At 71.3% G+C, this 12,893-nt stretch carries 15 protein-coding genes; 8 read left to right on the top strand and 7 right to left on the bottom strand.

Going from position 1 to position 12,893, the window contains the following annotated elements; all coding sequences use genetic code 11:
* Positions 1-53: 53 nt before the first annotated feature.
* Entirely contained in the window at positions 54-593 is a 540-nt protein-coding gene (locus HED23_RS34185) for a DUF6892 domain-containing protein (RefSeq protein ID WP_203187171.1), read from the top strand.
* Here HED23_RS34185 and HED23_RS34180 read toward each other — a convergent pair.
* The 3 genes from HED23_RS34180 to HED23_RS34170 form a co-directional block, all read right to left on the bottom strand.
* Positions 583-2,016 (bottom strand): flotillin family protein, encoded by a 1,434-nt coding sequence (locus HED23_RS34180; RefSeq protein ID WP_203187170.1) that lies wholly within the window; start codon positions 2,014-2,016, stop codon positions 583-585. The two genes, HED23_RS34185 and HED23_RS34180, sit on opposite strands and share 11 nt — an antisense overlap.
* An 83-nt stretch (positions 2,017-2,099) precedes the next feature.
* Entirely contained in the window at positions 2,100-2,621 is a 522-nt protein-coding gene (locus tag HED23_RS34175) for a hypothetical protein (RefSeq protein WP_203187169.1), read from the bottom strand.
* A gap of 105 nt (positions 2,622-2,726) precedes the next feature.
* Complete coding sequence (locus tag HED23_RS34170) at positions 2,727-3,212, bottom strand: peroxiredoxin (protein ID WP_203187168.1); 486 nt, start codon at positions 3,210-3,212, stop codon at positions 2,727-2,729.
* A gap of 159 nt (positions 3,213-3,371) precedes the next feature.
* Here HED23_RS34170 and HED23_RS34165 point away from each other — a divergent pair, with 159 nt between their 5' ends.
* From HED23_RS34165 to HED23_RS34155, 3 genes are all read left to right on the top strand, one after another.
* Positions 3,372-4,115, top strand: a complete 744-nt coding sequence (locus HED23_RS34165) for an alpha/beta hydrolase (protein WP_203187167.1) — start codon at positions 3,372-3,374, stop codon at positions 4,113-4,115.
* A gap of 75 nt (positions 4,116-4,190) precedes the next feature.
* Positions 4,191-5,885, top strand: coding sequence for a SpoIIE family protein phosphatase (locus tag HED23_RS34160; protein WP_203187166.1), 1,695 nt, complete (start codon positions 4,191-4,193; stop codon positions 5,883-5,885).
* Between the two features lie 61 nt (positions 5,886-5,946).
* Positions 5,947-6,351 (top strand): YunG family protein, encoded by a 405-nt coding sequence (locus HED23_RS34155; RefSeq protein ID WP_203187757.1) that lies wholly within the window; start codon positions 5,947-5,949, stop codon positions 6,349-6,351.
* 30 nt (positions 6,352-6,381) lie between these two features.
* Here HED23_RS34155 and HED23_RS34150 read toward each other — a convergent pair whose 3' ends face one another.
* A complete protein-coding gene (locus HED23_RS34150) occupies positions 6,382-6,600 on the bottom strand; it encodes a hypothetical protein (protein ID WP_203187165.1) in 219 nt (72 codons plus the stop codon).
* A 158-nt stretch (positions 6,601-6,758) separates the two neighbouring features.
* On the bottom strand, positions 6,759-7,343 hold the full coding sequence (locus HED23_RS34145; RefSeq protein WP_203187164.1) for a hypothetical protein: 585 nt from the start codon (positions 7,341-7,343) through the stop codon (positions 6,759-6,761).
* A 328-nt stretch (positions 7,344-7,671) separates the two neighbouring features.
* Here HED23_RS34145 and HED23_RS34140 point away from each other — a divergent pair, with 328 nt between their 5' ends.
* The 4 genes from HED23_RS34140 to HED23_RS34125 all read left to right on the top strand — a co-directional run bounded on the left by HED23_RS34140 (position 7,672) and on the right by HED23_RS34125 (position 10,765).
* The gene (locus HED23_RS34140; RefSeq protein WP_203187163.1) at positions 7,672-8,016 is read left to right on the top strand and encodes a MerR family transcriptional regulator; all 345 of its coding nucleotides are present in this window, start codon (positions 7,672-7,674) and stop codon (positions 8,014-8,016) included.
* 306 nt (positions 8,017-8,322) lie between these two features.
* On the top strand, positions 8,323-8,526 hold the full coding sequence (locus HED23_RS34135; protein WP_031090619.1) for a cold-shock protein: 204 nt from the start codon (positions 8,323-8,325) through the stop codon (positions 8,524-8,526).
* 300 nt (positions 8,527-8,826) lie between these two features.
* Positions 8,827-10,392 (top strand): DEAD/DEAH box helicase, encoded by a 1,566-nt coding sequence (locus tag HED23_RS34130; protein ID WP_203187162.1) that lies wholly within the window; start codon positions 8,827-8,829, stop codon positions 10,390-10,392.
* Between the two features lie 64 nt (positions 10,393-10,456).
* Entirely contained in the window at positions 10,457-10,765 is a 309-nt protein-coding gene (locus HED23_RS34125) for an SCO5918 family protein (RefSeq protein ID WP_203187161.1), read from the top strand.
* Between the two features lie 66 nt (positions 10,766-10,831).
* Here HED23_RS34125 and HED23_RS34120 read toward each other — a convergent pair whose 3' ends face one another.
* Entirely contained in the window at positions 10,832-11,908 is a 1,077-nt protein-coding gene (locus tag HED23_RS34120; protein WP_203187160.1) for an acyltransferase family protein, read from the bottom strand.
* 28 nt (positions 11,909-11,936) lie between these two features.
* The gene (locus HED23_RS34115; protein ID WP_203187159.1) at positions 11,937-12,845 is read right to left on the bottom strand and encodes a quinone oxidoreductase family protein; all 909 of its coding nucleotides are present in this window, start codon (positions 12,843-12,845) and stop codon (positions 11,937-11,939) included.
* Positions 12,846-12,893 lie beyond the last annotated feature (48 nt).

Raw genomic sequence — 12,893 nt, 5'->3', positions numbered from 1 at the left:
GCGTGCGTCCGGGGCCGGGCCCGCCGTCGGTGCGACGCGACAACCATCCGGGCGTGGCTGAGTTCAAGGACTTCGACTTCGAGCTGATGGTCGCCGAGGCGCTGATCTACGGCGCAGGCACGCCGACCCCCGTCTTCGGCATCGATGAGCGGTCACGCGCCGCGCCAGTCGGCGACCTCCACTCCCATGTGTACGACAACGGCTGGGAGCACTCCGTGCTCGACGAGTCCCGTGCGTACTTCGAAGCGCTGGAGATCGGCGGCGAGTTGCCGGCCACGGTGGACGAGCTGGGCCTCGACGGCGGGAACCAGGTGTTCTGCGGGTGCTCCCCCGTCCGGGACGGTGAGGACGACCTCTTCGACGTCCGCTCGCCGGACGATCTGCCACTGCTGCCGAACCTCAGGAGGGTTCTGGGCGCCGGCACGGTCGCCGTACCCGACAAGACGGAGCCGGGGCGTCACGGTGGTCTGCTGAACGGAGACCCGGGCGCGGCCGCCCTCTCCCGCGTCCCGGGAGTGCGCGAGCGGACATGGGTGTGCCCGGCCGGTGAACCGCCACCGGCCGGGCACACGGGACGCGTGGTCAGTCCTTGATCTCGATCTTCTCGCCGCCGGACGCGGGGGAGGGGACCGCCGGAGCGGTGCCGCCCGCCTTGCCCTGCAGGTTCTTCAGCAGTGCGCCCAGGTCGACGCCCGTGGTCGAGTTGAGGAGCTCGAGCCCCTGGGCCACGTTGTCCGTCACCGTGCGGGACAGCTGGCTGGCGCCGTCCGTCGAGATGACCGTCAGCTTGTCGATGGCGCTCAGCGGCTCGGACGCCTTGGCGACGACCTGCGGGAGCACCTCGACCAGCATCTGGAGGACGGCGGCGTCGCCGTACAGCGCGAAGGCGTCGGCCTTCTTCTGCATGGCCTCCGCCTCGGCGGCGCCCTTCGCGGCGATGGCGGCGGCCTCGGACTCGCCCTCGATGCGTACGGCGTCGGCGAGGGCCGAGCGGTGGAGCTTCTCGCCCTGACCGGTCAGACGGGAGCGCTCCGCGTCGGCCTCGGCCTCCTTGACCTGGGCGATGCGGCGGGCCTCGGCCTCCTGCTCCGCCCGGTAGCGGGCGGCGTCGGCGGGCTTGCGGACCTTGGTGTCGAGCTCGCGGTCGGTCAGGGCCGCCTGACGCTGGGCGACCTTCTCCTGCTCGGCGAGGACCTCCTGCTGGCGGGCCGCCTCCGCGAGGGGGCCGGCGGCGTTGGCCTTGGCCGCTGCGGCTTCGGTCTCCGCCTTGATCTCGGCCTGCTTGAGGTAGAACGTCCGCTCGGCGATGGCGATCTCCTCGGCGGCCTTCAGCCGGGCCTGCTCGGAGGCGCGCCGGGCGATGGCCTCGGCGATGTCGGCCTCCTGCTTGGCGCGGGCCGCCTCCGGCCGGCCGAGGTCCTCGAGGTAGGAGCCCTCGGTGGTGATGTCCTGGATCTGGAAGGCGTCCAGGATGAGGCCCTGGCCGGAGAGGCTGGCCTCGGCCTCCTCGGCGACCTGGCCGGCGAACGCGGCCCGGTCGCGGATGATGTCCTCGACGGACATGCGGCCGACGATGGCGCGGAGCGCTCCGGAGAGCACCTCCTGGGTGAAGCCGACGATGCCGTTCTGCTGCTGGAGGAAGCGCTGGGCCGCGGCGCGGATGGCGTCCTCGCTGCCGCCGACCTTGACGATCGCGACGCCTTCGAGGTTGGACTTGACGCCGCGCAGGGTGACCGCGCCGCGTACCGCGACGGGGATGTGCCGACTGGAGAGGTCCAGGGTGAACTTCTGCTGGACGAACGGCACCACGAAGACGCCGCCGCCGACGACGACCTTCTGGCCGCTGTTGTCGATGCTGGTGCGGCCGGTCACCGGGTCGGTGGACTTCTTGCCGCGGCGGCCGGTGATGATGAAGGCCTGGCTGGGGCCCGCGACCTTGTACCGGGTGATCACGGCGAGGGCCAGGAGTACGACTAGTACGACGATTCCGACGATGGCGATCAGTACTGGACTCATGAGCGGTTCCCCCCTGCCCTCCCGACGGGACGGCAGTGTGTTCGGCTGTGCGGACTTCGGACGGGCGTGTGGGTCGGTGGTGGTCAGCGCTCGACGGGGCGGACCGTGACCGAGGTGGTCGAGAGGGTGGCCTCCACCCAGATCTCCGCGCCGCGTTCGACCGGGACCGCACTCTTCGCGGAGAACTTCACGGTCTGTCCCGCGAGCCGCAGCAGGACCTCGCCGTAACCGTCGGCCGGGATCGGCGTGACGACGGACCCCGAGGTGCCGACGAGGTCGTCGCCGCGTGGCGTGGCCGTGGTCTGGTCCCGCATCAGGGCCTGGCTGAACTTCCAGGTCAGCCAGGCCGCGACGACGCCCGCCACGGCACCGGCGGCGAGGGCCACGGGGATCCCGGCGCCGGTGGTGCCGAGCACGATCGCGCCCCCGAAGCCGAGCATGGACAGGAATCCGGCGATGACGGGCAGCGAGAGCAGGCCGTCGAAGAATCCGTTCAGCAGCCCGCCCAGTGCGTCGCCCAGGAGCCCTTCCAGGATGCCGTCGAAGAGCAGGGAGAGGGCGAGAAGCGCGATTCCCGCAATGCCGAGACCAAGAAGTACGGTCACGTGATCACTCCCCCGGTGTTCGCTGTCCCCCGACAAGCCTCCGTCGAACTGGCTGAATGGTCCCATGCCGGACGTTGTGGGGGTACTGCCGGAGTCCGGCAGTTTTCACGGAGTTCTGATGCCGGAGAGCTGCTGCGCGAGGGTGTCGAGCGACTGGAAGGTGGCACCGAGCAGGGCGACGTGCTTCCACCGCAGCACGCCGTCCGGCCCGATCAGGAAGACGGACCGGCGTACACCGATGCCGGGCGCCGTGACGCCGTAGGCCCGGGCGGTCTCCCGCCCCGTGTCCGCCAGCAGGGGCATGCGCAGATCGTGCCCGCGGGCGAAGGACTCGTGACTGTCCACATCCTGTGGACTGATCCCCCAGACCTCGGCGTCCAGGCCCTCGAAGGTCTCCAGGCCCGAGGAGTAGGAGCAGAGCTGCTTGGTGCAGACGGCCGTGTTGTCACCCGGGTAGAAGGCGAGGACGACGGCCCTGCCGCGCGCGGCGGACAGCGTGAAGTCGCGCCGCTCGAAGGTGTCGTCGGTGAGCGTGCCGCCGGGAAGGGTGAAGTCCGGTGCGGGCAGGCCGTTCTGAGGTCCTGACGCCATGTCGGCGCTCCTTGGGTCGGGTACGTGAAGGGTTCGTTCCTCGTACAGTGAACGGCACGTCCGACGCATCGACACGTTCGACCCATCCGTAGGCCGTCCGGCACCGAATATGGGGTGAGTGCGCGGGCGTGGGCCCCGCACACCGATCTGGAGGTACGTGTGCCCGGAAGAACGCCGTCGGCAGCGGTGCTCATCCTCCACGGCGGCTACGAGACGGGTCTGGCGGCGCCGGCACCCGGCGCTCTGAACCTGCCCGGTCTGCGCATGCTGCCGGTCTCGCGCGTGGTGGCCCGCGCGGTACGCGGTGACTCCGGTGTGCGTGTCCATCGGGTCCGCTACACGCACCGGGGCTGGAACGGCTCCCGCGAGGACCCCCTGCACGATGCCTTACGGGTGCTGGACGCCCTGCGGCGCGAGGCGGGGGACATCCCCGTGGTCCTCCTCGGCCACTCCATGGGCGCCCGAGCCGCGCTCCACGCCGCGGGACACCCACTGGTCCGCTCGGTGGTGGGCCTCGCCCCGTGGTGTCCGCCCGGCGACCCGGTCACCCAGCTGGCGGGGCGGGACGTCGTCCTGCTGCACAGCACCCGGGACCGGGTGACGAGCCCCCTGGCGTCCCAGTCGCTCACGGCCAGGGCACGCCGCGCGGGCGCCCGTACCTGCCTCGTGACGATCCCGGGCAGCGACCACGCGATGATCCGCCGGGCCCCGGCCTGGCACCACCTGGCCGGCCTGCTGGTGACCGGGCTGCTGGGGCTGGCACCGGTGCCGAAGCGGGTCGAGACGGCGTTCGGACTGCCGCGGGGGGCCGCGGCCGCCGAGGGCACCCTGTCGCTGGACGGACTCGACGCAGGCGACCCCGGGCGGCGGAGATGCGGGGCAGAGCGGGGCGGCAGACGATGAGAGGCCGGGGGCCGGCCGGTCCGTGGGAGCCGACCGCTCCGAACACGGCGGGCACGTAACCCTCTGGAGGCTCCGTTGCAGGCCGAAGAGCACGCCGACCCGACGAGCTCCGACGCGGCGGCGCCGGCCGCGCTGATCGGCAGCAGTCCGGCCGGGGTGGCCGTCTTCGACACGGAGCTGCGCTACCTGTACGTGAACCCGGCACTCGAACGGCTCAACGGTGTCCCGGCCTCCGCTCACCTGGGCAGGTGCGTCGCCGATGTGCTGCCGGACATGGACGTGCGAACGGACGTCATGCGCCAGGTGCTGGCCGACGGGCGGCCCCGTGAGATCACCACCAGCGGGCAGACCTGGGCGGACTCCGTCATCGAGCGGCGGTACTGGCGCGTGGCCCTCCACCGTTTCGAGGAGGGCGGGCGGGTGCGCGGGCTGATCGGCATCGCCCAGGAGGTGACGGCCACCCAGAACGAACGGGACGAACTGAAGAGGGCCAGGAGCTATCTGACGCTCCTGGACAACGCCGCGGCCAGCATCGGCACGACGCTCGACGTGGAGACCACCTGCCAGGAACTCGCGGAGTTCGTGGTGCCCGTGATGGCCGACGCGGCCGTCGTCGAGATGATCCCCCAGGGCAACGGGCACAGCAGGCGTGAGCCGCCGCCCGGAGTGCTGCGGCTGCGGCGCGCCGGAGTGGCGGCGACCCCTGAACTGGCCGATGCGATCGACCGGTTCGGCGGCCCCGGTACGGACATCGACTACCAGGAGGACGCGGCTGTGCCCCGCTGCCTGGCCGCCGACGAGCCCGTGATCGAGGATCTCGCGGGCGACGGGCGGCCGGACCGCGCCGCGCCCACTCCCGAACGGGCCGCCGCCTACCGGGCCATCGGTCTGCACTCGGCGGTCGTCGTGCCGCTCACCGCGCGCGGGCGCCCGCTGGGGGCGCTCAGTCTGCTGCGGGCCGGGGACTCGCCGCCGTTCACCGAAGGGCTGGACGTCGTCGTGGCCCGGACGCTGGCCGGCCGTGCGGCCGTCGACGTCGACCACGCCTACCGCTACACCCACGAGCATCACGTCGCACGGGAGCTCCAGCGTTCCCTGCTCTCCGAGCCGCGGGTGCCGAACCCCGGCATCGAGGTCGCCTCCCTGTACCTTCCCGCGGGTGAGGGTGCGGTGGTCGGAGGGGACTGGTTCGACGCCATTCCGCTGAAGGGCGGCCGCCACATGAAGGTGATGGGCGACGTGATGGGCCACGGCGTGGATGCGGCCGTCGCCATGAGCAACTACCGCTCCATGCTGCGCCTCATGGCCGAGGACGACCTCCCGCCGCACCGCGTCCTGGCCCGTCTCGACAAGGCGGTCGAACAGTCCGGCCTCGACCGGGCGGCGACGTGCCTGATCGCGGTCGTCGACCGGCGGGAGGGGGTCTGCGAGGTGGCCAGCGCGGGACATCCACCGCCGGTGTTCATCGACCCGGGGGCCACCGGGGCGCGGGTGGCGCGCGTGCCCGTGGGGCCGCCACTCGGCACGGGCTTCGGCGGTTACAGGACGACGGTGGTGCCGTGCGGGCCCGGGACGGTGCTGTTCATGTACACCGACGGGCTGGTGGAACGCCGGGGCGAGGACATCGACGTGTCGATCGGGCGGCTCACGCGGCTCACCCTTCCGGCGAGCGGCCGGTTGGCGGACCTGTTGGAGGACGTCGTGGACCGGTTCGCGGAAACGGCCGAGGACGACATCGCGGTGCTCGTCTCGCGGAGCCGGGGCTACTGAACGGCGCTTCCGCACGGGGGCGTTGTCAGTGCTGGCTGCGAGGATCCCCGCCATGTGACCTCTGCTTCTCACCGACATCGAAAGCGCGATCCGCAGCAGCTGGGACGCGGACACAACCACACCGGTGCACAGGCCGCACTGGAATCCGGGCAACCCGGCCCGGGACCAGTGCGGCGTCACCGCTCTCGTGGTCAACGACCTGCTGGGCGGCGAGCTGATCCGGGGCGAGGTGCTGGTCGCCGGAGAGCGCGTCGACTACCACTGGTGGAACCGCCTGGGCCAGGACCTGGACATCGACCTGACGCGCGAACAGTTCGCCCCGCACGAGATCGTGTCCGGCGGCGTGGTCATCGAGCGCCCGGCGGAGATCGTGCGGCTCCGCGAGGAGTACGAGCTCCTGAGCGCCCGGGTCCAGGAGCGGCTGCGCGGACGGATACCGGCGGGTGCGCGGGCCGTGGCGGTCTGACGTCGGGTCGTGGGCGGGACGCTCCGCGCCTCAGCGGGAGTGCTGACGGGAACGACCGCGCAGCCGGCGCAGGACGAGCAGGGCGGACGTGACCAGAGGCAGGAGCCCGGCCAAGGTGTTCGCGGTGGTCAGCTTGTCCTGGGTGCCTCTGGCCCTGCGCATCTGCTTGACGGTGCGCACGACGGCGATGACGCTGCTTCCCAGGCTCAGGAGCAGGCCGACCTTGGAGTTCGCGGGTTTCCTGGGCATCTGTCGTGCCTCCCGGTGACTTCGCCGCACGGCCCCTCGATCCACGTAACCGGCTCCCGGGCGGGTCCGCAATCGGGGCGGTCCGGGCTGTGCGGGCGAAAGGGGCCGGCGGACTGTCCGGGCTGACCGTGCGCGGGGGCAGGGCGGTGCCGCGCGGTTCAGGCGAAGAGGAAACCGGCCGCCGTCGCCGCCCCGACCGCCGCGCCGGCGGCCGTCTGGGCCACCGTGTGGTAGCGCAGCGCGACCCGTGACCAGCACACGGCGAGGGCCGCCGCTCCCGCGCACAGCCACCACGGTGAGTGCGCGACACTGAGGAGCGCGACCACGGCCGAAGCGACCGCCGAGTCGACCGAGATCTTCCAGAGCGTGTTGACCGCGAGGAGCACGGTCGTCATGACCCACAGGGAGATCATCGCGATCAGGATTCCGAGGGGCGCACGGCCCAGGACCATGATCAGCGCGCCGGTGCCGAGCGAGCCCAGGATGACCAGGAAGATGGGTGCCCGCTGGGTCCGGTCGACGACGTGGCGGTCGCCCCAGGTGCCTCGCGCGCGTTCCCACTCGATGTAGCCGGCGGGCACGAGGCCGGCGCAGAGTGCGCCGAGGAGTCCCCAGGGGAGCCCGGTCCAGTCACCGGCGGCGGCCACCCCGATGGCGAGCATGCCCACGAGCAGCACATTCCGGGGCTGCAGGACGTCCGTGACCGTGCGGGCCACCGTCGTGGTCCTGTCGGTGCCGCTCATGTGTGTGCTCCGGGTCGCGTGGGCCGGGATGGCGGTTGCCGCGCATGAATGTAGCCCTTCACGACGGGGGATGCGCGAAGGGCTACCCGTGCAGTATGACCGTTCGCAGGTCTGCCGACAACTGACCGGTCGGTCAGCCCCGTTGGGGTGTCCGTGCGGCTACGCAGGGCTCCCGCCCGGCGTCCCGTACGGGAGGTCCGGGCGGTGGCTTCGCCCGGGACGGAGGAAACCTGTTCCGGCGGCGATAGACATGACTTTCCCGTACGCCTAGGGTTTCTTGTGCAGCCAGGCCATATCGGTGGTCCGGTGCGCAGCAGAAGAGGTGCAGATGCCCCCGGAGTCCCCGTCGCATGCCACGGACCGTCTCGACGACGACGACTACCCCGCGTACACGATGGGGCGGGCCGCCGAGATGATCGGTGCGACGCCAGGCTTCCTCAGGGCGATCGGTGAAGCCCGCCTGATCACCCCGTTGCGCTCCGAGGGAGGCCACCGCCGGTATTCGCGCTATCAGCTGCGCATCGCGGCAAGGGCCCGCGAACTGGTCGACGGCGGTACCCCGGTCGAGGCTGCCTGCCGCATCGTCATCCTGGAGGATCAGCTCGAGGAGGCCCTGCGCCTCAACGAGCAGCTGCGGCGGCCCGCCGCCGGCCGGAGCGGTGTCGATTCCTGACCGGCGCACGGGCGTATATCTGTTTCGGCGGGCACAGAAATACGCGCAATGAGCAGTGAGAGTTTATGCCACGCACGGTGGAGCGACGGCATAGTGATATGGCGTACAGCTCACTTGTGCCCGAATCGTGCTACTGTTGATCTCAGTTGCAGTTGTGGTTCCCAAAACTTCAAGTGCACTCATCGGTTTCCACTCCGGTGAGGGCGCTTTTGTATTTCCGGTCTCTTCCGGACGGGGCAATCATTTGCGGCGACGTAGGGCTCGCACAGTGCGGGCCCACGGGCAACGCCCCGAAGGAGATATGACATGGCTACTGGCACCGTGAAGTGGTTCAACGCGGAAAAGGGTTTCGGCTTCATCGAGCAGGAGGGTGGCGGCGCTGACGTCTTCGCCCACTACTCGAACATCGCCGCCCAGGGCTTCCGCGAGCTGCAGGAAGGCCAGAAGGTGAACTTCGACGTCACGCAGGGCCAGAAGGGCCCGCAGGCGGAGAACATCACCCCCGCCTGATCACTCAGGCGTACGGCGCAGCTGGGGCCCGCACCTTGGGGTGCGGGTCCCAGCTCGTTGTGTTTTCCCCGGCCATGGTCGCCGATGTCGCACCGATGGGTAATTCTCGGTGTGAACGCGTCATGGCGCGGTTGTTATCCGCAGTCATATGGAGTGCCGAATCCGGTCGGTTCACCCGGCGGACGGGCTTCGTTTTTCGTAATTTCACCGGCTCGTTCTTGCGATTCTTGGCGCCGTACATGGCTGCAGCCGCCCGGAAAGAATCCCTCGATACGTGCCATTCGAGGGAAAGGTTCTCCATTGAACCGCGATCGCACAGCTCGTACGAACGACCGATTTTCCCGGACGCGCTCCGGCGGATCCAACGGCAGCCGCACCGCCAACGGATTCCGCTCGGCGGGATCCGGCCGGCAGGGCGCCCCGGGTTCGCAGGGCCGCTCCGGCGGGCCGAAGCGCTCCGGCGGCTACGGCCGCCGCTCCTCCGCAGTCACGGGTGAATTCGCCCTGCCGGTGACCATCACCCCCGCCCTGCCGGCCGCCGAGGCCTTCGCGGACCTGGACATGCCGGAGCCCCTGCTGGCGGCGCTGGCGGCCGAGGGTGTGTCCGTGCCGTTCCCCATCCAGGCGGCCACCCTGCCGAACTCGCTCGCCGGACGGGACGTCCTGGGCCGGGGCCGCACCGGATCGGGCAAGACGCTCGCCTTCGGTCTCGCCCTGCTCGCCCGCACCGCGGGTAACCGTGCCGACGCCCGCCGTCCGCTGGCCCTGGTGCTCGTACCCACCCGTGAGCTCGCCCAGCAGGTCACCGACGCGCTCACCCCGTACGCCCGGTCCCTCAGGCTCCGGCTGGCCACGGTCGTCGGCGGCATGTCGATCGGCCGCCAGGCCAGCGCGCTGCGCGGCGGGGCCGAAGTCGTGGTCGCCACCCCGGGCCGGCTCAAGGACCTCATCGAGCGCGGCGACTGCAAGCTGGACCGGGTCGCCATCACCGTCCTCGACGAGGCCGACCAGATGGCCGACATGGGCTTCATGCCCCAGGTCACCGAGTTGCTGGACCAGGTCAGCCCCGAGGGGCAGCGGATGCTCTTCTCGGCCACCCTGGACCGCAACGTCGACCTGCTGGTCCGCCGCTACCTGCACGACCCGGTCGTCCACTCGGTCGACCCCGCGGCCGGTGCGGTGACGACGATGGAGCACCACGTGCTCTACGTCCAGGGCGCGGACAAGTACGCGACGACCACCGAGATCGCAGCACGCGACGGCCGGGTGATCATGTTCCTGGACACCAAGCACGCGGTGGACAAGCTCACCGACCACCTGCTGCACAGCGGTGTGCGTGCGGCCGCGCTGCACGGCGGCAAGTCGCAGCCGCAGCGCACCCGCACCCTGGACCGGTTCAAGACGGGTCACGTCACGGTGCTGGTCGCCACGAACGTCGCCGCCCGCGGCATCCACGTCGACAACCTCGACCTGGTCGTCAACGTCGACCCGCCCAGCGACCACAAGGACTACCTGCACCGCGGCGGCCGTACCGCGCGCGCCGGGGAGTCCGGCAGTGTCGTCACGCTCGTGCTGCCCAACCAGCGCCGCGAGATGACCCGGCTGATGGCTGACGCCGGGATCACGCCCCAGATCGCCCAGGTCCGCTCCGGCGAGGCCGAGCTCAACCGCATCACCGGAGCCCAGGCGCCGTCGGGTGTGCCCGTCATCATCAGCTCACCGGTGACGGAGCGCAAGGGCAGCTCTTCCGGCCCCCGCGGCCGGCGGGGCGCGCGTCCCGGCCAGGGCCGCCGCTCCAACGCCAACACGGCGACGCCGCAGGCGCGTGCCGCGGCGGCGCAGCGCCGTGCCAACAAGGCCGCCTAGTCACCCGGCCGGGAGCCCGGCCGCCCCTGTCCGGCTTTCTCCACGACCACCCTGTTGAGGCACCATGCGCTGCGTCATCGCCCGTTTCCCCTTCGACCTCTTCAAGAACGAGGTCGAGGAATCGATGAAGGGCGTCAAGCCCGAACCCGTCACCGGTGACGCGGTGGTCATCAGCCGCCGCGTCTACCCCGTCAAGCAGGTCGGCGAGATCATCACCCGGCAGGACCGCCGGGACTTCACGGCCGGCGAGGTGACCAGGGCGCTGACGCGTCTCGGATTCACCTGCCGCCCGGCGGAGGTGCCCGCCCCCGCGGTGCCGCTCACGCCGTTGGAGAACGCGTCCGCCATGCTGGGCACGCCCGGCGACGCCTGAGCAGCAGCTCCGTCCCGCACCCCCAAGGCCTTCCCAGGCCTTGGGGGTGCGGTGCGTCCAGGGGTGTCAGGGTGCGGGCTTCGGCTTCACGGCCCACTGGAGCCGGGGCTCGACGACGTACCGGAACACCCGCCGGACGGGCGGGCTGCAGAGGGCCGTGACCATGGCGGCGGCGGCGACGGAGACCAGGATCCGCCCCGCGGGTGTGGAGAAGACGTCCTCCTCGAAGAAGCCCAGCTTGACCGCGCCCTTGATGACGAAGCCGTGCAGCAGATAGCCGTAGAGCGTGCCCGCTCCGAGTGCGGTCATCCACAGCCTGCGGTTCGGCACCCAGGCGAGGAAGCAGGCGCTGAGCACCAGCGCGCAGCCGAACAGGAGCAGCGTCACCGGGGCCCCCGCCCAGGCGGGCGAGCCGAGCTGCTCGGCGCCGTACCGGCGGAAGAACCACGAGGTCGTCGTGCGCGGCACCGCCCAGTAGGCGGCGGCCAGGGCCACCAGGCAGACGGGGACGGCCGCGATGCGCACGGCACGACGGCGTACGAGGTCGAAGTGCGCGGGCCGCAGCTGGAGGCCCAGGACGTAGTACGGCAGGAACTGCAGGATCCGCTGGAGATGCAGGTCCCCGCCGATGTTGCTGGTCACCGCGCCCATGGCCGCGATGACCAGGGCCACCGCCACGGGCCACCGGACCGTCTCCCAGAAGGGGGTGGTCAGGCGCCACAGGAAGAGGGCGGGCAGGAACCACAGCAGCCAGTACGGCGTGAGAGGGCTCAGAGGGAACTGAGGGGAGCCGGTCAGGCGCTCGAAGAGGGTGTAGGCGATCTCGAAGACGGCGTAGGGCACGACCAGGCTCGTGACGAGCTTCCACATCCGGCCGGAGCGCAGCTCCAGGCCCCGTGAGAAGTATCCGGCGAGGATGATGAAGACCGGCATGTGGAAGGTGTAGACGAACGTGTAGAGCGTCTCCACCACGCGTCCGCTGCCGGGCAGGGGCTCCCAGGCGTGCCCCATCGCGACGAGGACGATGGCCAGGTACTTCGCGTTGTCGAAGAACGGGTCACGGCCTGGCCGGGACGGTGCGTCGGCGGGCGCACCGGCCTCCGCGGCGGCCGGTCCCGGCGGGCGTGAGGTCAGGGAGGGCATCGGGCCACCCTAATGTCGCCGGATCCGCTCAGGGCGTCAGGATCACCTTTCCGGTGGTCCGGCGGGCGAGCAGGTCCTCGTGGGCGCGGTGTGCCTCGGCGAGCGCGTAGCTCCCGCCGGTCACCGGCCTGAGACGGCCCTCGGCGACCAGGGCGAAGAGTTCCTTCAGCGGCCCGCCGACCGCGCCCGGAGCGGCGAGCGCGGGGCGCAGCCAGAATCCGACGACGGAGGCGTTGAGCCGGCCCAGCCGGGCCGGATCGACCGGGGTGAAGCCGGTGCGGGCGGCGTTGCCGTAGGTCACCAGCCGGCCGAAGGAGGCCAGCGAGTCGAGGGCCCGGTCGAAGAGCTCCCCGCCGACGGCGTCCAGGACGACGTCCGCCTTCTCCGCGAGTGGGTAGGTGATCACCGCGTCTGCGCCGAGGTCGAGGACGAGGCGTTCCTTGGCCGGGGTGGAGACCTGGGCGAGCACCCGGCCCGCTCCGAACTCCCTGGCCAGCTGGACGGCGAGGCTGCCGACGCCACCCGCCGCGGAGTGCACGACGACGGTCTCGCCGGGGCGCAGACGGGCCGACGACCGCAGCAGGTGCCAGGCGGTCAGCCCCTGCATCATCAGGGCGAGTGCCTGGGCGGCACCGAGCTCCTCGGGGATCTCCAGGAGGCCGGACTCCTTGGCGGTCACCTGCTCCGCGTACCCGTGCGAGACGCGGGCCAGCACCCGCCTGCCGTCCGGGGTGCGCCCCACGACCTCGCTGCCCGGGACGTACGGCAGGGCATCGGCGGCGAGGTAGGAGCCGTCCACCTGGTGGGTGTCCGCGAAGTTCACCCCGGCGGCCTCGACGGTGAGGAGCACCTCTCCCGGGCCGGGCACGGGTTCGGCCAGTTCCACGGGGCGGAGGACTTCGGGACCACCGAAGCGGTCGAACTGGATGGCGAGCATGCCGCACGATATCGCGGGGCCTCCGGGGTGCGGGAGCCTCAGCGACCC

It is taken from the genome of Streptomyces pratensis, from assembly GCF_016804005.1.
In the GTDB taxonomy this organism is placed as follows: domain Bacteria; phylum Actinomycetota; class Actinomycetes; order Streptomycetales; family Streptomycetaceae; genus Streptomyces; species Streptomyces pratensis_A.
Note: the sequence above shows the minus strand (reverse complement) of the source record. Positions and strands in the feature narration are given on the sequence as shown.